Origin of the sequence: Roseobacter sp., from assembly GCF_039970775.1 — a bacterium.
Lineage (GTDB): Bacteria > Pseudomonadota > Alphaproteobacteria > Rhodobacterales > Rhodobacteraceae > Roseobacter.
Genome location: NZ_JBDVLG010000043.1, coordinates 1 through 19,756 on the forward strand (window position 1 = coordinate 1; position 19,756 = coordinate 19,756).

The 19,756-nt window shown below is 59.0% G+C and carries 21 protein-coding genes and 1 tRNA gene; 13 read left to right on the forward strand and 9 right to left on the reverse strand.

Annotated features, from left to right (window positions below; all coding sequences use genetic code 11):
- Positions 1 to 399: 399 nt before the first annotated feature.
- The 5 genes from ABJH13_RS10190 to ABJH13_RS10210 form a co-directional block, all read right to left on the reverse strand.
- A tRNA-Glu gene (locus ABJH13_RS10190) sits at positions 400 to 474 on the reverse strand.
- Between the two features lie 80 nt (positions 475 to 554).
- Complete coding sequence (gene recJ, locus ABJH13_RS10195; RefSeq protein WP_348406106.1) at positions 555 to 2,303, reverse strand: single-stranded-DNA-specific exonuclease RecJ; 1,749 nt, start codon at positions 2,301 to 2,303, stop codon at positions 555 to 557.
- Positions 2,304 to 2,332: 29 nt separating this feature from the next.
- The gene (gene glpX, locus ABJH13_RS10200) at positions 2,333 to 3,301 is read right to left on the reverse strand and encodes a class II fructose-bisphosphatase (protein ID WP_348406107.1); all 969 of its coding nucleotides are present in this window, start codon (positions 3,299 to 3,301) and stop codon (positions 2,333 to 2,335) included.
- 76 nt (positions 3,302 to 3,377) lie between these two features.
- The gene (locus tag ABJH13_RS10205; protein WP_348406108.1) at positions 3,378 to 4,664 is read right to left on the reverse strand and encodes a homoserine dehydrogenase; all 1,287 of its coding nucleotides are present in this window, start codon (positions 4,662 to 4,664) and stop codon (positions 3,378 to 3,380) included.
- Positions 4,665 to 4,735: 71 nt separating this feature from the next.
- Entirely contained in the window at positions 4,736 to 5,020 is a 285-nt protein-coding gene (locus ABJH13_RS10210) for a hypothetical protein (RefSeq protein ID WP_348406109.1), read from the reverse strand.
- A 95-nt stretch (positions 5,021 to 5,115) separates the two neighbouring features.
- Between ABJH13_RS10210 and ABJH13_RS10215 the strand changes: the two genes are divergently transcribed.
- Positions 5,116 to 5,697: a TetR/AcrR family transcriptional regulator gene (locus ABJH13_RS10215; RefSeq protein ID WP_348406110.1), complete on the forward strand. Its 582-nt coding sequence runs from the start codon at positions 5,116 to 5,118 to the stop codon at positions 5,695 to 5,697.
- A 114-nt stretch (positions 5,698 to 5,811) separates the two neighbouring features.
- Positions 5,812 to 6,018, forward strand: a complete 207-nt coding sequence (locus ABJH13_RS10220) for a hypothetical protein (protein ID WP_348406111.1) — start codon at positions 5,812 to 5,814, stop codon at positions 6,016 to 6,018.
- A gap of 71 nt (positions 6,019 to 6,089) precedes the next feature.
- Here ABJH13_RS10220 and serS read toward each other — a convergent pair whose 3' ends face one another.
- A complete protein-coding gene (gene serS / locus ABJH13_RS10225; protein ID WP_348406112.1) occupies positions 6,090 to 7,382 on the reverse strand; it encodes a serine--tRNA ligase in 1,293 nt (430 codons plus the stop codon).
- A 73-nt stretch (positions 7,383 to 7,455) separates the two neighbouring features.
- Positions 7,456 to 8,172, reverse strand: a complete 717-nt coding sequence (locus ABJH13_RS10230; protein ID WP_348406113.1) for a trypsin-like serine protease — start codon at positions 8,170 to 8,172, stop codon at positions 7,456 to 7,458.
- A 209-nt stretch (positions 8,173 to 8,381) separates the two neighbouring features.
- Between ABJH13_RS10230 and yajC the strand changes: the two genes are divergently transcribed.
- From yajC to ABJH13_RS10280, 10 genes are read left to right on the forward strand one after another with little or no spacing between them, the layout of a single operon-like run.
- On the forward strand, positions 8,382 to 8,660 hold the full coding sequence (gene yajC, locus ABJH13_RS10235; RefSeq protein WP_348406114.1) for a preprotein translocase subunit YajC: 279 nt from the start codon (positions 8,382 to 8,384) through the stop codon (positions 8,658 to 8,660).
- Between the two features lie 33 nt (positions 8,661 to 8,693).
- Positions 8,694 to 10,355 carry a protein translocase subunit SecD gene (gene secD / locus ABJH13_RS10240; RefSeq protein WP_348406115.1) on the forward strand — a complete coding sequence of 554 codons (1,662 nt, stop codon included), beginning with the start codon at positions 8,694 to 8,696 and terminating at the stop codon, positions 10,353 to 10,355.
- A gap of 1 nt (position 10,356) precedes the next feature.
- Positions 10,357 to 11,325 carry a protein translocase subunit SecF gene (gene secF / locus ABJH13_RS10245; protein ID WP_348406116.1) on the forward strand — a complete coding sequence of 323 codons (969 nt, stop codon included), beginning with the start codon at positions 10,357 to 10,359 and terminating at the stop codon, positions 11,323 to 11,325.
- Positions 11,318 to 12,070 carry a sulfite exporter TauE/SafE family protein gene (locus ABJH13_RS10250; protein ID WP_348406117.1) on the forward strand — a complete coding sequence of 251 codons (753 nt, stop codon included), beginning with the start codon at positions 11,318 to 11,320 and terminating at the stop codon, positions 12,068 to 12,070. The genes secF and ABJH13_RS10250 overlap by 8 nt, the downstream gene beginning before the upstream one ends.
- 10 nt (positions 12,071 to 12,080) lie before the next feature.
- Positions 12,081 to 12,434 (forward strand): Mth938-like domain-containing protein, encoded by a 354-nt coding sequence (locus ABJH13_RS10255; protein ID WP_348406118.1) that lies wholly within the window; start codon positions 12,081 to 12,083, stop codon positions 12,432 to 12,434.
- Between the two features lie 42 nt (positions 12,435 to 12,476).
- Positions 12,477 to 13,094 (forward strand): heme ABC exporter ATP-binding protein CcmA, encoded by a 618-nt coding sequence (ccmA, locus tag ABJH13_RS10260; protein WP_348406119.1) that lies wholly within the window; start codon positions 12,477 to 12,479, stop codon positions 13,092 to 13,094.
- The gene (ccmB, locus tag ABJH13_RS10265; protein WP_348406120.1) at positions 13,091 to 13,747 is read left to right on the forward strand and encodes a heme exporter protein CcmB; all 657 of its coding nucleotides are present in this window, start codon (positions 13,091 to 13,093) and stop codon (positions 13,745 to 13,747) included. The genes ccmA and ccmB overlap by 4 nt, the downstream gene beginning before the upstream one ends.
- Positions 13,748 to 13,799: 52 nt before the next feature.
- Complete coding sequence (locus ABJH13_RS10270) at positions 13,800 to 14,567, forward strand: heme ABC transporter permease (RefSeq protein ID WP_348406121.1); 768 nt, start codon at positions 13,800 to 13,802, stop codon at positions 14,565 to 14,567.
- Complete coding sequence (gene ccmD / locus ABJH13_RS10275) at positions 14,567 to 14,722, forward strand: heme exporter protein CcmD (protein WP_348406122.1); 156 nt, start codon at positions 14,567 to 14,569, stop codon at positions 14,720 to 14,722. Before ABJH13_RS10270 ends, ccmD begins: the two co-directional genes overlap by 1 nt.
- The gene (locus ABJH13_RS10280) at positions 14,715 to 15,254 is read left to right on the forward strand and encodes a DsbE family thiol:disulfide interchange protein (protein WP_348406123.1); all 540 of its coding nucleotides are present in this window, start codon (positions 14,715 to 14,717) and stop codon (positions 15,252 to 15,254) included. Before ccmD ends, ABJH13_RS10280 begins: the two co-directional genes overlap by 8 nt.
- Positions 15,255 to 15,266: 12 nt before the next feature.
- Here ABJH13_RS10280 and ABJH13_RS10285 read toward each other — a convergent pair whose 3' ends face one another.
- A complete protein-coding gene (locus tag ABJH13_RS10285; protein WP_348406124.1) occupies positions 15,267 to 15,974 on the reverse strand; it encodes an SDR family oxidoreductase in 708 nt (235 codons plus the stop codon).
- Positions 15,974 to 18,661: an aconitate hydratase AcnA gene (acnA, locus tag ABJH13_RS10290; protein WP_348406125.1), complete on the reverse strand. Its 2,688-nt coding sequence runs from the start codon at positions 18,659 to 18,661 to the stop codon at positions 15,974 to 15,976. The genes ABJH13_RS10285 and acnA overlap by 1 nt, the downstream gene beginning before the upstream one ends.
- 221 nt (positions 18,662 to 18,882) lie before the next feature.
- On the opposite strand from acnA, the gene ABJH13_RS10295 reads away from it, so the two are divergent.
- Positions 18,883 to 19,578 carry a DUF1223 domain-containing protein gene (locus ABJH13_RS10295; protein ID WP_348406126.1) on the forward strand — a complete coding sequence of 232 codons (696 nt, stop codon included), beginning with the start codon at positions 18,883 to 18,885 and terminating at the stop codon, positions 19,576 to 19,578.
- Positions 19,579 to 19,756: the final 178 nt, after the last annotated feature.

A 19,756-nucleotide genomic window follows, 5' to 3' on the forward strand; every position in this document is an offset into this window, starting at 1 on the left:
CAGACCTCATTCCGCATTGGGCAACCTGACGCCGGCGGAATTCTTGCAGAGAAAGGCGATGGACAAAATGGCAGCTTAACGCCAAAGATTTAACCCTAAGGACTCCGCGCAAAGCTGGAGGAGACTTGGGACTCAGGTCACGAAGGCCACTCTAGTACGCCGTATGTTGCGTGAAAAACAGAACAGAAACCTGACATTCAGAGATGTGTGATGCATAGACGCGCGCGGAATTTCTGGGGTTTGAGAGGGGACTGCGCGGGGCCTCTTGGGGCCACCAGACATGTGCAGACGACGCTACTCTCACCCATAAACCTATGGGATATATGCAGTGGTAAAATCGTGAAACGAACCAACTAAGCCAACCAAAAAGCCCACATAAATGAAATTATCTGGTGAAAGTGGCAGCCCGTAGGGGAATTGAACCCCTCTTTCCAGGTTGAAAACCTGGCGTCCTAACCGATAGACGAACGGGCCACTGTTTGTGTGGGCTAATTAGGCAATCCACGCGCAGGGCGCAAGAGAAAAATTGCGCTTTGAGCGAAGAAAATTCACACCTAGGGCTTGGCGACAGGGGCGGCATCTTCGAGGCGCAATTGAACGGTCTGCCGACCACGCCATGTGTTGATATCCAACCGTCCTGCCAGGTGAAAATGCGCGCCTGCGTGGGCGTCTAGGGCAGGGCCAATCGGGCCGTCAAATGCACCAAAACAAATGGCGTCCATCGTGGGTTCGCCGGGGGCGCCAAAGCTGACCTTGAGGTGGGTTTCACCGACACGTTTGGCAAACCGGATCGCCATATCCGCAAACGCGAACCGTGGGGCAGGGGCACCGGCACCAAAGGGGCCCGCCTGTTCGATCCGTTCGGTCAATTCAACGGTGGCGGCGGCGGGCATCAGCACACCATCGAGTTTTAGGTCCGCAGCACCGGCCTGATGGGCACCTTGTTTCTCCAACAGTTCGGTCAGACGCGCCATCGCCGGTTCTAGGTCTTCCTCACGCACGGTCAGGCCCGCAGCCATCTTGTGGCCGCCACCTTTCAACAGCAATCCTTCGCGCGCCAACCGTTGAATAGGTTGGCCAAGGTCGATCCCAGAAATCGACCGCCCCGACCCTTTGCCAATGCCGTTTTCCAAGCCGATCACGATACTGGGTCGGCCTGACGCTTCTTTTAGGCGCGACGCAACAATCCCCACAACACCGGGGTGCCAGCCATCTCCGGCGGCCCACACCAGCGCACTGTCGAGCCCGCGCGCATCGGCCTGATCCAGGGCGGCCGCCCGCACTTGGGCTTCGATCTCACGGCGTTCGGTGTTCAGGCCATCTAATCGTTCGGCCAAGGCGGCGGCCTCATGCGGGTCATCTGTCGCCAGCAGCCGCGCTCCCAGATTGGCCGCTCCGATCCGTCCGCCCGCGTTGACCCGTGGCCCCAACAGATACCCAAGGTGATAGGCCGTGGGGGCGGTATCCATGCGCGCCACATCCGCCAGCGCAGACAGCCCCACACGTTCGCGCCGCGCCATCACCCGCAACCCTTGACGGACAAAGGCACGGTTCACGCCGACCAACGGCGCCACATCCGCCACAGTCGCAAGGGCGACCAGATCCAGCAGCCCCATCAGGTCAGGCCCCTGCGTGTCACGCGCGCGCAGTTGGCGGCCCATTTCCACCAGCACGATGAAAACAACACCGGCAGCACAAAGATGCGAGAGATCCCCCGTTTCGTCCTGCCGGTTTGGGTTCACCACAGCCAAGGCATTAGGCAGCGTTTCGGCGCCCAGATGGTGATCTAGCACAATCACATCGGCGCCCTTGGCGGCGTCAATCGGACCATGAGACAGGGTGCCACAATCCACGCAAATGATCAGATCATGCGCCTGCGCCAGATCGGCCATGGCGGCATCATTGGGGCCGTAGCCTTCGTCAATACGGTCGGGAATATACAGCGTGGCGCGGTGCCCCATATCGCGCAACCACACCAGCAGCAGCGCCGCGGACGCCCCGCCATCCACATCGTAATCCGCGAAGATCGCGATATTTTCGCGCCGCTGTAACGCTGCCAGAATGCGCGCGGCGGCAGGTTCTACGTCTTTCATCGCATGTGGATCTGGCAACAAGGCACGCAGGGATGGCGCAAGAAACAGATCCGCGTCTTGGGCCGACACATTGCGCCGGGCCAAGATTTGCGCAACCGGTTCAGGCAGATCCGTCTGCTGCACCAACGCCTCGGTGGCGCGCGCAATATCCAAAGGTGGGCCAACCCAACGCCGCCCTGTCAGGCTGTTTTCGACGCCGAGAAAGCTCACGTTATGTCTGCTGACGTGGTCATGCGTTGTTATGATGCGCTGACGGGCGTGCGGTAGTTGATGCGCCGCACAGAGCCTGTTTTTGACCGCATGATCAGGGTTTCGGTGGTCATCCAGCCGGGTTCGCGCCGCACGGCGGGCAGGATGTTGCCATCGGTTACACCGGTCGCGGCAAAGATCACGTCTTGGGTGACCATTTCGTCGCGGGTGTATATTTTGTTGAAATCGGTGATGCCGGCCTTGGTCGCGCGGCCTTTTTCGTCGTCGTTTCGAAACAGCAACCGGCCGTACATTTGCCCGCCCATGCATTTCAGCGCAGCCGCCGCCAGCACGCCTTCGGGGGCGCCGCCTGCGCCCATGTACATGTCGATGCCGGTCATGGGTTCGGCGCAATGCATCACACCGGCCACATCGCCATCGGTGATCAACCGGATCGAGGCACCGGTTTCGCGGACCTCTGCGATCATCGTCTCGTGGCGCGGGCGTTCGAGGATACACACGGTAATATCGGCAGGCGCGCAACCTTTGGCCGCCGCCAGCGCCGCAACACGTTCGCCCGGTGTCATATCAAGCGTCACGACATCCGTTGCATAGCCCGGCCCAATGGCCAGCTTGTCCATGTAGACGTCGGGCGCATGCAACATGGATCCACGCGGGCCCATGGCGATCACGGTCAGCGCGTTGGGCATGTCTTTGGCGGTGAGGGTCGTGCCTTCAAGCGGGTCCAGCGCGATATCCACGCCGGGGCCGTTCCCGGTGCCGACCTCTTCGCCGATAAACAGCATGGGGGCTTCGTCACGTTCGCCTTCACCGATGACCACAACTCCCGCAATATCGAGCATGTTCAGCTGCTCGCGCATTGCATTTACAGCGGCCTGATCTGCGGCCTTTTCATCGCCATGCCCAACCAGACGCGCAGACGCAAGTGCGGCGGCTTCTGACACACGGGCAAGGCCCAAAGACAGCATGCGATCTTGAAATTCTGCGTGGCCTGACATGAAATATTTCCTTTATGCGATAAAATATGAATGTAGATGTAACGCCGTGGCGCGGCCCCTTCAACGGGGCCGCTGGCTAGACGGTTTCGATCCGCAAGGCGACGGGTGTGCCCGACAAAACATTGGTGTTTTGCATCGCCGTTAACGCCGTGTTCAAGGCATCGGGCGTGGTTTTATGGGTGACAATCAACACTGGCGCTTGGGTGTCATCGTGGCCGTATTGGCGCATGCGGTCAATCGACACGCCGCTTTCGCCCAAGACGCTGGCGATTTTAGCCAAAGCGCCGGGTTTGTCGTCCAAGGTCATGCGCAGGTAGTAGGGCGCGGGTAGTTGGGCGTGGGCCGACGGGACGCGGGTCAACGTGGTGGCGGGTTTGCCAAACACCGGCGCGCGCAGGCCTTTAGCGATGTCGCTGATGTCGGCCATCACGGCGCTGGCTGTGGGGCCTTCGCCCGCACCGGGGCCGCGCAGCACAATCTGGCCCACGGCATCGCCTTCGAGCACAACCATATTGGTGCCACCGTCCAGTTGCCCCAACGGCGAGCTGTCGGGTACCAAACACGGCTGCATGCGCTGTTCCAGACCGCGCCCGGTCAATTGCGCGACGCCCAACAGTTTGATCTTGTAGCCCATATCGGCGGCGGCGTTGATGTCATCAATGCTAACGCGTTCAATGCCTTCCAAGGTGATGCCGTCAAAATCGACGACCGTTCCAAAAGACAGCGACGACAGCAGCGCCAGTTTATGCGCCGCATCGATGCCGCCCACATCCAGCTGCGGGTCCGCTTCGAGGTAGCCCAGACCGTCGGCCTCGGCAAAGACCTCTTCGTAGCTCAGGCCTGCCGATTCCATGCGTGTCAGGATGTAGTTGCACGATCCGTTCATCACCCCCATCACGCGGGTGATCTCGTTGCCGGCAAGCCCTTCGGCCAGCGCCTTTACCACGGGGATGCCACCCGCCACGGCGGCCTCATACCGCAATGCGCGGCCGTCGCGTTCGGCTGTTTCGGCCAGCGCCTGACCGTGGATGGCCAGCAGTGCCTTGTTGGCTGTGACCACGTCCTTGCCTGCGGCTAGGGCCGCCTCGACGGCGTCCTTGGCAGGGCCGGTGTCGCCGCCGATCAGTTCCACGAAAATGTCCACGTCATCACGTGTTGCCAACGCAACGGGGTTGTCTTCCCATGCATATTGGTCCAGCGATATGCCCCGGTCCTTGGACTTGCTGCGCGCCGATACCGCCGTGATGATGATCTCGCGGCCGGTCCGTTCTTTTAGCAACGCACCGTGCTTTCTGATGATGCGCAGCACACCAATACCGACAGTCCCCAAACCAGCAATTCCAAGACGCAGCGGCGCAGACATAAGCAGGACTCCTTAGGGTTCATCCGTTGATTTCCCGCCGTTTAGCCCGTTCGCCGGTCACGTGCAACGCGCTACTCTGCCTCGCCCGCACCGCCGGCGCCGTCAGCGCCATTTATCGCCGTCGCCCGCAACCGTGCGGCCCGCGATTGCAACGCACGCGCACGTGCCGCAAGCTGGGTGCGGTCCTCCTCCAAGGTCGGGGCACTGGCGGCTTGATCTGCACGGATGGGCGCAAGGGGGACCAAATCGGGGTAGTCAGTGTCCAAAACCGCCGCATCGGTCGCGGCGTCAATTTCGGGGAATTGCACGCAGGCCGTCAGGGACAGGGACAGTGTTATGGCAGCAACAAGACGCATAAATAGGCTCCGGTTTGTGGGGCTGTTGTGCCCCATGGCCAAGACCTACGCAAGATTGCATTGTTTTGAACGCCCGTTCAGTTAATTATATGGATATGGCACGCACCGCAGGATCACATTCGCAAATCACAGGCCCACGGGTGCGCGCAGCTGCGTTGAAACTCTTTTCTGATCAAGGGTTTGCGGCGGTTTCAATGCGGGCGATTGCACAAGAGGTCGGCGTGCAGGTCGGCGCGTTGTATAATTATACGCGCGACAAACAAACGCTGCTTTTTGATCTGATGCAAAGCCATATGGACACGCTTTTACGGGCGTTCGAGGACAACCCGCAGGCCGCAGCAGATGCCCGCTTGCAGCATTTTGTGACGTTTCACATCGCATTTCACCACGACCGCCCGGATGCGGTGTTTATTGCCTATATGGAACTTCGGAACCTGACCCCCGATAATTTTGCACGAATCGAAACCCTGCGGCGGCGATACGAAGACCGCCTAGAGGCGATCTTGCGCGATGGTGTTGCGCAGGGTGCCTTTGACATTGTCGATACAAAAATAACGACCCTCGCGATTATTGCGATGCTGACGGGGGTGAACACTTGGTTTCGTCCCGAGGGGCGATTGTCGTTGGTGGATGTGCAAACTCAATACTGGGACATGGTGCGAAAGCTCGTATCATAGTAAGCATCATTTTTCGTGATGTATTAAATGACATATATTCGTTTTTGGAATTTCACGCCGTCTGGTAGACCACATGTGTCACCATTGAACAGACCAGCCTGAAAGGAAATTCTGATGATCTGTGAAACATCCATGAACGCGCAGCCATCCCACCCACACGGGTTGATATGGGCGTTGCAAATTTTGGCCGTCGGCATCTTGTTGGGGCTGGTTTTGGCCCAGACCTATGAAGGCGGCCGCGCCAGCGCTGTGGCCGACGCGTTGAATGCAGGGCCCATCAGCGGCGAGATCTGGCATGGCAACGTGCGCGCATCGCGATAACCATGGGGCGGGCGTTCAGGCCCGCCCTTTCTGATTGCACCCACGGGACCTGCCGGGGTGAGGGCTGCGGATCACACCAGTGTGCCGTCCGCCGTTAATGTCGTTTTGCCGCCCAAATAGGGGGCCAACACATCGGGCAACACAACCGACCCATCTGCGCGCTGACCGTTTTCGAGCACCGCGATCAGACACCGGCCCACGGCCAAACCAGACCCGTTCAATGTGTGCACAAACTGCGGCTTGCCACCGGCTGCGGGTTTATAGCGAGCATTCATCCGGCGGGCCTGAAACGCGCCCGTTGTCGATACTGACGAAATCTCGCGGAACGCGTCTTGGCCGGGCAACCATGCTTCGATGTCGTAGGTACGGCGCGCGCCAAACCCCATGTCACCGGTGCACAGCAACACCGTGCGATAGGCGATGCCGAGCTGTTCCAAAATACCTTCTGCACAGCGCAACATGCGCTTTTGTTCAGTGTCTGATTGGTCGGGCAGGGTGACCGATACCATCTCGACTTTTTCAAACTGGTGTTGGCGCAACATGCCTGCGGTGTCGCGGCCCGCGCTGCCTGCCTCAGACCGGAAACATAACGTATGTGCGGTCATCCGGCGCGGCAGGTCGGCCTCGTCTAGAACGTCGCCCGCGATGGAATAGGTCAGGGTGATCTCGGAGGTCGAGATCAGCCAATTGCCGTCAGTGGTTTTATAGCTGTCCTCGGCGAATTTGGGCAATTTATCCGTGCCAAACATCGCCTCATCGCGCACCAAAACCGGGCAGTTGATCTCGGTCAGCCCGTTTTCATCCACATGTTGGTCGATCATGAACTGCGCCAGCGCTCGGTGCACCCGCGCCACGGCGCCTTTGAGCATGACAAAACGTGCCCCGGATGTCTTTGCCGCCGTCTCAAAATCCATCGATGCGGTGACACCTGTGATGTCAAAATGTTCCTTGGGGGCAAAGTCAAACTGCGGTGCGTCCCCCCAACGGCTGACCTCGACGTTGTCGGCCTCGTCGGCGCCATCGGGGACATCATCTGCGGGCAGGTTGGCGATCCACGCCAGTTTTTCAGCCAGCTGGGTGTCCAGATCTTTGGCCTCGGCCTGCATCGCGGCGATCTCGGCTTTTTTCTGACCGACCAGCGCGCGCAAACGTTCGAACACGGCCTCATTGCCGGATGCTTTGGCGGCACCGACTTGCTTGGAGGCTTTGTTTTGGTCGGCTTGTGCCGTTTCGGCGGCGCTGATATTGGCGCGGCGTGCCTCGTCGAGTGCCAGCAAATCGGCAGCAACAGGGGCATCGCCCCGGCGGGCCAATGCGGCATCAAAAGCTTCGGGGTTTTCGCGAATGGCGCGGATGTCATGCATGACGGCAATCCTTGGTCTGAGTCGTCCTTTACCGCTTATGACCGATCTTGCACGCGCGCGTAACCGTCAGATTTCAATGCGCGGCGGTTGTATCGGCCCGCGCCTGTGCTGCGTCCCATTGTGCGATCAACCACTCATCGACAGGCACGGCCAAAGCCATAGGCTGCGCGCCGCCCAACCGCGCCGTGACAACCGCCACCATCACGGTATCAGGCCCGACCGTTGCCAACACAGGCCCGCCCGAATTGCCCGAAATCACCTCGCAATCTAAGATCAGCGCGCGGCTGTCTGCTCCATCTTGGCGCGTGCAATCGGTGCGGCCGCTCAACACATGCGGCCGCTGGCGGTGGTAGCCCAGCACCGTCAAATCACCGATGTGCAGGCCCTTGGCGCCGCTTAGACGGACCGGTTGCACCGTTCTGGTGGGGATCGGGGTGTCCAACTGCAAAACGGCGACATCGTAGATAAACCGTTTGTTTCCAAGGGCCTTGTCGTAGTTTGGGTGCACCGTCGCCTTGACGGTTTTGCGATGCGCGGCAAAACTGCCCTGGTCCCAACCGGCGACAAAATGCGGCGCGCCACCGGCGCAATGGGCTGCCGTCACCACCAGATCAGGCGCGATCAACGTGCCCGTGCAAGAGGCGCGTGTGCGGTACCCCGCAGAGTTGATGGTGCCCACCGCTGTCCAAGCCTGTCGTTCGGCCAACCCTAGGGCAGGCATGGGGTCGGCGGCGGCCGGGGCCGTCACGAGCACCGCAGACAGGATCGCGCTGAAACATCGACGGCGCATGGCCCCTCCAAAGTGATCTCGCGGTTCCAAAGCATGACGCCTTTGGCCGCGCCCGCCAAGCCCCCGTATCGCGCCTGCACAAAAGGATGCCCCTGACAAACACGAAACCTGCACAGCGTCCCTTGCAAAGCCCCATGTCAGACCATAGGTTCCGCCAGACTTTGCGGCCCGAATACATGTGGCCGCTTCTACCCAGAAGGACTGTTTCGATGGACGCCATTGCGCAATTTGTGCCGCTTATTTTGATCTTTGCGATCATGTATTTTCTCCTTATTCGCCCGCAGCAAAAAAAGGTGAAAGACCATCAGGCGATGGTGTCCGCATTACGCCGGGGTGATCAAGTGGTCACGCAGGGCGGCGTCATCGGCAAGGTGGTCAAGGTCAAAGACGACAACGAAGTCGAGCTTGAAATCGCGGAAGGCGTCAAAATTCGTGTGGTTCAATCTACGATCGCCACAGTGGTTTCCAAAACGGAACCTGCGAACTAAGAGCGACCTGTAACGCTTTGAAAAGGCGACGATATGCTGCAAATCGATCTGTGGAAACGGACGCTAATCTGGCTGACCTGTGCTGTGGGCTTGATGTTGGCGATACCGAACGCCTTTTATACTAACGTTGAACGGCACAATGATGCCGTTCAAGCCATCGAATTGGGCGCCACCACCGCCGAAAACGAGGCCGAACGCGGGCTTTGGCCCGGTTGGTTGCCCTCTGGGTTGGTCAATCTTGGGCTCGACCTGCGCGGTGGGGCGCATTTGCTGGCCGAGGTGCGCGTCGAAGACGTATACGCCGCCCGGATGCAGGCCGCGTGGCCTGAGATCCGCGATATTTTGCGACCCGAACGCGCGACCATTGGCACGATCCGGTTGCAGCCGTCTGCCGAAGACGAAGTGCGGGTGCGCATCAGCGACCCCGACGGCATGTCGCGGGCGTTGGAGCTGGTACGCAGTCTGGCGCGTCCGGTCCAGACGCTCACCGGTGTGGGCGCCAACGACATTGATGTGCGCGCCGACGGTGATATCATCATCGTGGCGTTATCCGATGCAGAAAAGCTGGCCACCGACGAACGGACGGTGCAGCAAAGCCTTGAAATCATTCGACGCCGTATTGACGAGGTCGGCACCCGCGAGCCCACGATCCAACGCCAAGGCGCGCAACGTATTTTGATTCAGGTGCCGGGCATCGGATCTGCGTCTGAGCTGAAAGAGATCATCGGCACGACCGCGCAGCTGACATTCAACCCCGTTATCACGCGCGGCACTGACCCGGACGCGGCACCCGGTTTGGGCAATAAAATCGTCCCATCGCTGGACGAACAAGGCATCTATTACACTATCGAATCTGCCCCCGTTGTTACCGGCGAAGAACTGGTCGACGCACAGCCAGCCTTTGACCAAAACGGTCGGGCGGCGGTGAATTTCCGGTTCAATACGTCGGGCGCGCGCAAATTTGGCGACTACACCGCCGAAAACATCGGCTCGCCATTTGCGATTGTCCTTGATGACGAGGTGGTCAGCGCGCCCACAATCCAAAGCCACATTCCCGGCGGGTCTGGGATCATCACCGGCCAGTTCAGCGTTGAGGAATCAACCAATCTTGCGGTGCTGTTGCGCGCGGGCGCGTTGCCTGCGGGCCTCGATTTCCTAGAAGAACGCACCATTGGGCCCGAGCTGGGGCAAGATAGCATCGATGCGGGCAAAATCGCGACCATCGTGGCCTTTGTTGCAGTGCTGGTCTTTATGTTCCTCAGCTATGGCCTTTTCGGGATCTTTGCGAACATCGCATTGATTATCAACGTTGGTCTGATTTTCGGGCTGCTCAGCCTGATCGGTGCCACGTTGACCTTGCCGGGCATCGCGGGGATCGTGCTCACGGTGGGTATGGCCGTCGATGCTAACGTGCTGATTTTCGAACGTATCCGCGAAGAATTGCAAACCTCAAAAGGCCCTGCACGCGCCATCGAGCTTGGCTATGAAAAAGCGCTGAGCGCCATTTTGGACGCCAACATCACCACCTTTATCACCGCTGTGATCTTGTTTGCGATGGGGTCGGGCCCGGTGCGTGGCTTTGCGATAACTTTGGGTTTGGGTATTCTAACGTCGGTCTTCACGGCGATTTTTGTCACCCGCTTGCTGGTGGTGATGTGGTTTGAACGCCGCCGCCCTAAAACAATCGAGATTTGATATGCGTCTGAGACTGGTCAAACAGAACACCAATTTCGATTTCTTCAAACGATGGAAGCTCTGGTTGGGCGTGTCCGGTTTGATGATGATCGTGGCCTTTGGGTCGTTCCTTTTGCAGGGGCTGAACTACGGCATCGATTTCCGGGGTGGCACGACGATCCGCACCGAAAGCCCGCTGTCGGTGGATATCGGTGTGTACCGCGATGCCATTGCGGTGCTTGAACTGGGGGATATTTCCATCAGCGAGGTGTTTGACCCATCCTTTGCAGCCGATCAAAACGTGGCGATGATCCGCATTCAGGCGCAAGATGGCCAAGAAGCCGTGACCACCGATGTGATCAATTCTGTTGAACAAGCGTTGCAGACGGTGCGCCCGGATATCCAATTTGTGTCGGTCGAATCTGTTGGCCCCAAAGTGTCGGGCGAATTGATCCAAACGGCGGCTTTGGCCGTGGTTTTGGCCATTGGAGCGGTTCTGATCTACATTTGGCTGCGGTTTGAATGGCAATTCGCGTTGGGTGCGGTTTTGGCGCTGGTGCATGATGTGATCCTGACCATTGGTGTGTTCTCCGAATTGCAGATCCGGTTTGATTTGGCGATCATCGCGGCGCTGCTGACCATTGTGGGCTATTCGCTGAACGATACAGTGGTTGTGTTTGACCGGGTGCGTGAAAACCTGCGCAAATACAAAAAACGCCCGCTGAACGAAGTGCTGAACATCTCTATCAACGAAACGCTCAGCCGGACATTCATGACCTCGGTCACCACATTGCTGGCGTTGATCGCGCTGTTTGTACTGGGCGGTGACGTGATCCGTGGGTTTGTTTTTGCAATGATCTGGGGCGTGATCGTGGGCACCTATAGCTCTATTTTTGTGGCGTCGGCGGCATTGTTGTATTTGGGCGTCAAGCGTGATTGGTCCAAACCGGATGCGAATTCGGGAAACCAATACGCCAACATTGATGCTTGAAGCACTCTCTGACGTTACCGATCTTTCAGGTCTGATTTGGTTGACATGCGGCGTCGTGGTGGCGGGGTTTGTGCGCGGGTTTGCGGGCTTCGGCAGTGGCATGATTATCATGCCCATCGCCGCCAGTGTGTTGCCGCCTGTCGCGGCTGTTACTTTTATGATGATGGCCGAATTGTTGGGCCCACTGCCGAACCTGCCTGCCGCGTGGCGTGATGGCACCCCGCGTGATGTCGGGCGGTTGATGTTGGGCGCGCTGGTGATGCTGCCCATGGGGATCTGGTTTTTGTCGCATATGGATGCCACCGTGTTCGGGTGGATCGTGTCGTTCGTCGTGGCGGTGCTGTTGGCGGTGCTGGTCTCGGGCTGGCGCTATGCGGGCGTCTTGACGCCTAAACTCACGATAGCAACCGGCGGGTTTGGCGGGTTCATGGCAGGGTTCGCGGGGATGCCAGGGCCGCCGGTCATCATGCTATATATGTCGAGCAAGCAGGCTATTTCGGTGATCCGTGCGAACGTCCTTTTGTATCTTTTTGCCGCTGACGTGGTGATGATCGCGGTGTTTTATGCTCTTGACCTGTTCGTCTGGAAGGTTGCACTGCTGGGTCTGTTGGCGGGTATTCCCAACGTGATCGCCAATATCATCGGGGCGCGGCTTTTTGACCCCACGGCGGAGGTTCTTTTTCGTCGTGTGGCCTATTGCATCATCGCGGCTTCGGCTATCCTTGGGCTACCCCTCTGGAATTAGGATAAAACCCATGCGGCTGAACGAAATCACGTTTACAGATGCCAAACCGGTCGACGGCTATGGCCAAGGGTTTTTCCGTATTGGGGGTGCCGTGTTTCAGGGGCCGGTCATCGTGGGGCCGCAAGGCGTGCAAAGCTGGGCGGGGTATTCGGACGCCGATGCGGTATTGGCGTTGGCTGGGCAGGTTGATGTCGTGTTCATGGGCACCGGCGCCGAGATCGCCCACTTGCCAAGCCAATTGCGCACCAATCTAGAGGAGGCCGGTTTGGGCGTCGAGGTCATGGCCTCTCCGGCGGCGTGCCGCACCTATAATGTGCTGCTCAGCGAAGGCCGCCGCATCGCGTTGGCCCTGATCCCCGTGTGAACGGGCTTTTGGTCGCCGCGCCAATCGGTTACCCCTAGTGACATGACATTGACGATCCGTGATCTTTGTGTGGCCCGTGGCGGGCTGCCGGTGCTGCAAGGGCTGTCGTTTGACCTTGCACCGGGGCAGGCGTTGATCTTGCGGGGGCCCAACGGGTCGGGCAAAACGACACTGCTGCGCACGGTGGCAGGGCTGCAACCGCCACTGTCAGGTGACATCACCGGCGCCGAAGACCAGATTGCCTATGCGGCCCATTCCGACGGGCTCAAATCGATGCTGACCGTGACCGAAAACCTGACCTTCTGGGCCGAGGTTTTTGGCCAGCGCCGCATCGACGCCGCGATGCAGGCCTTCGCACTAACGCCATTGGCCGCGCGGCTTGCAGGGACATTGTCGGCGGGCCAAAAACGGCGCCTCGGGTTGGCGCGTTTGCTGGTGACGGGGCGGCCCATTTGGGTGCTGGATGAACCGACCGTTTCGCTGGATCATGACGCGGTTGCGTTGTTTGCGCAGGCGGTGCACGCGCATTTGGGGGCAGGTGGGTCGGCCCTGATGGCCACCCATATCGATCTGGGGATCGACGCACAAGCGCTTGATATCACAACCTTTCGCGCGCCGGCTGATACCCGCGTGGGCGCCAGTGACGAGGCGTTCTTATGATCGCTCTGCTAAAACGCGACTTGATGTTGGCCGTCCGGGCGGGGGGCGGATTTGGCCTAGGGCTTGCGTTTTTCCTGATCGTGACGGTGCTGGTGCCGTTTGGGGTTGGCCCGCAGTCAGATCTGCTATCGCAAATCGCACCGGGGATCCTATGGTTGGGCGCGCTGCTGGCATGCCTGCTGTCGCTCGACCGTCTGCTGGCGCTCGATTGGGAAGACGGCACGCTTGACCTTCTGGCCACCGCCCCTCTGCCGCTTGAGGCTGCGCTGAGCATTAAATCACTGGCGCATTGGATCACCACGGGGCTGCCTTTGGTGTTGGCCGCGCCGGTGTTGGGCGTGCTCTTGAACCTGCCCGAACGGGGTTACCTGTGGCTGTTGGTGTCGTTGCTGCTGGGCACGCCGGCGCTGTCGGTTGTCGGTACGTTTGGCGCGGCGTTGACGGTTGGCGTGAAACGGGGCGGGCTGCTGATGTCGCTGCTGGTGTTGCCGCTTTATATGCCCACGTTGATCTTTGGCGCAGAGGTCGCGCGCCGCGGCGCCGCGGGTATGGACACCACAACGCCCGCCTTGATGCTGGCGGGGATCACCGCAGGGGTGATTGCGGTCATGCCATTTGCGTCGGCGGCTGCTTTGCGGGTGAACTTGCGGTGAGCGCGGCGATTTGTACATTGAGCCGCCGCACCCGACACCGTACATCTAAGGGATGTCCATGACCAAAGACCCATCCATACCCAAGCGCCCCTCCAGCATATGGAGCTACGCCAACCCCGTGAAATTCCTAGGGCTCAGCGAGCGCATACTGCCGGGGCTGTGGTGGTTGGCTGGCGTGTGCCTGATCGTTGGGTTGGTCTGGGGGTTCTTCTTTACGCCAGATGATTTCCGCCAAGGGTCCACGGTGAAAATCATCTATCTGCATGTGCCAGCCGCCCTGATGGCCATCAACGCGTGGTTCATGATGTTGGTCGCATCGCTGATCTGGATCGTCCGGCGCCACCACGTTAGCGCATTGGCGGCAAAAGCCGCAGCACCGGTTGGCGTGGTGATGACGGTGATCGCGCTGTTCACAGGGGCCATTTGGGGGCAACCCATGTGGGGCACGTGGTGGGCGTGGGATCCGCGCCTGACATCATTCCTGATTTTGTTCCTATTCTACCTTGGCTACATGGCCCTGTGGGAAGCCATCGAAGACCCCGACACCGCCGCAGATCTGACGTCTGTCTTGTGTCTTGTTGGGTCTGTGTTTGCGGTGCTGTCTCGGTATGCGGTGAATTTCTGGAACCAAGGGTTGCACCAGGGCGCATCGTTAAGTCTCGACAAAGAAGAGAACGTGGCGGATGTGTTTTACTTACCGCTGTTGGTGTGCATTGCGGGGTTCGTTGTGCTGTTCTTTGCGCTGGTGTTGTACCGGACGGGCACCGAAATTCGCCTGCGCCGGACCCGCGCGTTGCAGGCCCGCGAGGTTCGAAATTGATGCCAGAACTCGGAAAATACGCGGATGCGGTGTTGTCGGCTTACGCCGTGTCTATCGCGTTGTTGGTGGTGCTGTTGGTGCTGACATTGCGGCGGGGGCGCCGGGCGCGCATTGCGTTGCAACAGGTTGAAAAGAGGATAAAACCCGATGGCTAAAGTCTCGCCCCTGATGATCGCACCGCCGCTGATTTTTGCGGGTTTCGTGGCGCTGGCCGGTATCGGCATGTTTCGCGATAACCCTAATGATCTGCCCTCGACGATGATCGGCCTATCTGCGCCGCCCATCACCACAGACGCATTGGGCAGCTACCCCAACGTGACCCCTGACACGCTGGCCACAGGCAAGGTGACATTGGTGAATTTCTGGGCCAGCTGGTGCCCACCGTGTCGCGCCGAACACCCCAGATTGCTAGAGATGGCCGCGAATGGCATGCCGATCATTGGCATTAACTTCAAAGATCAGGGAGGTGCGGCGCTCGGGTACCTTGATGATGACGGCAATCCGTTTTCGGGTGTTGCGTTTGACCCGCAGGGGCGCACCGCGATTGACTGGGGTGTCACAGCCCCCCCCGAGACGTTCATTCTGGATGCCGACGGCACGGTGTTGTTTCGGTTTGCGGGGCCCTTGGTGGGCAGCGATTATCAACAACGGTTTGTGCCCGCGTTGGAACGCGCGTTGCAAAACTGAAGGGCGGCGGGGCTATAGGCGGTAGCCACCGTTCACGTTGAGAATTTCGCCGGTGATAAACCCCGCCGCATCAGACGCCAGAAACCGCACCGCCGCCGCGATATCTTCGGACCGGCCAATACGGCCGAGGGCGGTCATCTCGACGAACTTGGCAACTAGGTCATCAGGGCGCGGGCTTTCTAGGTGTTCGATTGCGCCGGGCGCCACGGCATTCACGCGAATACCGCGCGGGCCAAGCTCCTTTGCCATGCCTTTTGTCCAAGTGTTCAGGGCGGCTTTGCTGGCCGAATAGGTCGCGGCCCCCATCGCGGGTAACGTCGCATTGGTTGATGAGATATTGATGACACGCGCCCCCGGCTGCAAATGGGGCAGAGCCGCCGCCAACATCGCCATGGGGCCAACCACGTTGACATCCAACATGGCACGATGCGCGGTAAAGTCGCGCGTGTCAGACGGTGTCGAGGCCACCGATCCGGCATTGTTCACCAATACGTCAAGCCGCCCAAACCGCGCGATTGTTTGCGCGATGACATCTGGCGCGGCATCGGGATCTGTTAGGTCCGCCTGAACCGCCAGAATTTCGGGCCGCTCGGCTAAAAGCGGCCCGGGATCCGTGGTGTGGTACGTGATGGCCACGCGGGCATCTGTCGCCAGATCCTGCGCAATGGTCCGGCCAAGCCCCCGCGCGCCGCCGGTTATTAGCGCCACGCGAGAGGGCATCACGCGGCCTGCGCGAGGTTGCGCAACACGTAGTGCAACACGCCGCCATGTTCGACGTATTCGATTTCAATGGCGGTATCGATCCGGCATTTCAACGTGATCTCTTTGACCGCGCCGTCCGCCATGGTGATCGTGCAAGGCACCTCTTGCAGGGGTTTGATGGTGTCGAGCCCGGCAATAGACACCGTCTCTTTGCCCGTCAAACCCAGAGATTTGCGCGTGTCACCGGCGGTAAATTCGAAGGGGATAACCCCCATACCAACCAGATTAGACCGGTGAATACGTTCGAAACTCTCTGCGATCACGGCCTTGACGCCCAACAGCGCCGTGCCCTTGGCCGCCCAATCGCGGCTAGAGCCCGCCCCATATTGTTCGCCCCCAAAGATCACCAGCGGTGTGCCCGCATCCTGGTGGGCCATCGCCGCATCAAAGATCGAGGTTTGCGTGCCATCTGGCCCGGTGGTGTAGCCGCCTTCGACCCCATCCAACATCTCGTTTTTGATGCGAATGTTGGCGAATGTGCCGCGCATCATAACCTCGTGATTCCCACGGCGCGACCCGTACGAGTTGAATTCGCGCAGCGGAACCTGATGTTCCATAAGGTATTTCCCCGCTGGTGTGGTGTCTTTGAACGACCCCGCAGGCGAGATGTGGTCGGTGGTGATCATGTCGCCCAGCACCGCAAGCACCTTGGCGCCGTCGATGTTGGTGATGACACCGGGGTCTTTGCTCATCCCTTGGAAATAGGGCGGGTTTTGCACATACGTCGACGCGGGCGGCCAGTCATATGTTTTGCTGTCAGTGGTTTCCACGCCGCGCCATTTGTCGTCGCCTTCAAAGACATCCGCGTATTTGGTCAAGAACGCCTCGCGGGTCACAGTGGCCTCGACCAATTCGGCGACCTCTTGGCTGGTGGGCCAGATATCTTTCAAGAACACATCATTGCCGTCTTTATCCTGCCCGATCGCGTCTTCGGCCAAGTTGATATCTAACGTACCCGCCAGCGCGTAGGCCACAACCAACGGCGGCGATGCAAGGTAGTTGGCGCGCACGTCCGGGCTGATCCGGCCTTCGAAATTGCGGTTGCCCGACAAGACGGACGTGGCGACGAGATCGCCTTCTGCGATAGCCGCGGACAGCTCTTTTTGGATCGGACCCGAGTTGCCAATGCAAGTGGTGCAGCCATAACCAACCAAGTTAAACCCTATCTTATCAAGGTCTTCCTGAAGGTTTGCCGCCTCGAGATAGGCACTGACAACTTGCGAACCCGGTGCCAGTGATGTCTTGACCCACGGTTTGCGGTCAAGCCCCAGCGCCGCCGCCTTGCGTGCCACCAGACCCGCGCCGATCATCACGTAAGGGTTGGAGGTGTTGGTGCACGACGTGATCGATGCGATCACGACCTTGCCACTTTCGAGCGTGAAGTCTTCGCCTTCAACGGCGACCTGTTTGCCCATGGGCCGCTTGAACGTTTCTTCCATTTCTTTGTGAAACGCGGTCTTGGCATTGTCCAAGGCGACGTAATCTTGTGGGCGCTTGGGCCCGGAAATGGCGGGTACAATGGTGCCCATGTCCAAATGTAACGTGTCGGTGTAGATGGGGCTATACTCCGCATCGCGCCACAGGCCGTTTTCTTTGGCGTAGGCCTCTACCAAGGCCACGCGGTCTTCGTCGCGGCCTGTGTTGCGCAGATAGCGCAGCGTTTCATCGTCAATCGGGAAAAACCCACATGTCGCGCCATATTCAGGCGCCATATTTGCGATTGTGGCGCGGTCCGCCAACGGCAAACGGTCGAGCCCTTCGCCGTAGAATTCCACGAATTTGCTGACCACACCCTTGGCGCGCAGCATCTCGACAACCTTCAGCACCAAATCGGTCCCGGTGGTGCCTTCCATCATGGTGCCTGTCAGCTCAAAACCGACAACTTCGGGGATCAGCATGGAAATGGGCTGGCCCAACATTGCGGCTTCTGCCTCGATGCCGCCAACGCCCCACCCCAAAACGGCCGCGCCGTTCACCATGGTTGTGTGGCTGTCCGTCCCAACAAGCGTGTCAGGGTAGGCCACTTCACGGCCATTTTGGTCGGTGTCCGTCCAGACGGTCTGCGAGAGGTATTCCAAGTTCACCTGATGGCAAATTCCAGTTCCGGGGGGGACGACGCGGAAATTGTTAAAGGCTTTTTGCCCCCATTTCAGGAATGTATAACGTTCCATATTGCGTTCGTATTCACGGTCGACGTTCATTTGAAACGCGCGTGGGTTGCCGAATGCGTCAATCATCACAGAGTGATCAATAACCAGATCGACGGGGTTGAGCGGATTGATCTTTTCGGGATCTCCCCCCAGCGCAACCAACCCATCCCGCATGGCAGCCAAATCAACAACCGCTGGCACGCCGGTGAAATCTTGCATCAACACGCGCGCGGGGCGGTAGGCGATTTCACGTGGGTTCTTGCCGCCTTTGGCGCCCCATTCCGCAAATGCCTTGATGTCATCGGTAGTTACCGTTTTACCATCTTCGAACCGCAGCATGTTTTCCAACACGACGTTAAGCACGGCTGGCAATTTCGCAAAATCGCCGAGCCCGGCCTGGGTCGCAGCAGGGATGGAATAATAGTCGATTGTTTGTGCGCCAACGCTAAGGGTCTTGCGGGTCTTGGACGTATCTTGACCAACGGTGATGGGCATGGGGTGGTTCCTCTGGCTAAAGCTGGGGCTGGTTGGAGTATTAGATGCCCCATGGGGTCGGTCAGTTCAACTCTAATCACGGCCGTGCGCGGTTTCGGCGCCGTTGCGCGGGGCGAAATTTGGACCCCGCTCTCGCTTTTTCAAGAAACCTTGATTGGTCATTACAATGAGAGAGTTCTATGGTCCCGGTGGGGGCAATTGATGCCCAAAGAAGGAAGCAAATGAAACTTTTGTCGCAAGTCGTCGCCGCGTTGTGCTTAGTGGCCGCTCCCGTGGCCGCGCAGGAAAATCCAGTTGTGGTGGAACTGTTTACCTCGCAGGGATGTTCATCGTGTCCCCCGGCGGATGAGTTGCTGCATGCCTTGGCAGAGCGCGATGACGTGATCGCGCTGGCGCTACACGTGGATTATTGGGATTACATCGGTTGGAAAGACGAATTCGCGCATCCGCGTAATGCCGACCGACAGCGCGCATATGCAACGGTTGCAAGCCGTCGGTCTATCTATACGCCTGAAATGATTGTGAACGGTGTGACCGACATCGTCGGTGCGCGGCCCATGCAAATTGCGGATGCGATTGCGGAACATAAGCAAGAACAGCCCTCAGTATCTTTGGCGTTGACGCGTGATGGGGACGAACTGTTGATCGAAGCGGCCGCACTGCGTGAGGATGTTGGGCCTGTGACGGTGCAGATGCTGCGGTACACGCCGCAACGTGTGGCACGTATCATACGCGGTGAAAATGCAGGCAATACAATCACCTATGCCAATGTCACCGAAGATTGGAAGACCCTTGGTGAATGGGACGGCGATGCACCGCTGGGGTTGACTGCCGCCGTAACGGGGACGGCTCCGATTGTGGTGCTGGTTCAATCTGTGCAGATGGGACCAATATTGGCCGCCGCGCAACTCCAATAACAGCGACTGGGTTTGGGCGCGATATTAGCAATCAAGCCGAGGCTCCCTCATTCGAGAGTGCCCGATTTTCTGTGTCAGAGTAATTTGACCCATGCTACCAAATTGAAGGAGCATGACGACAATGACGACAATGACGATTTCCAAGGAACTACTGGACGAGCTGCTTAGCGGGGTTGAA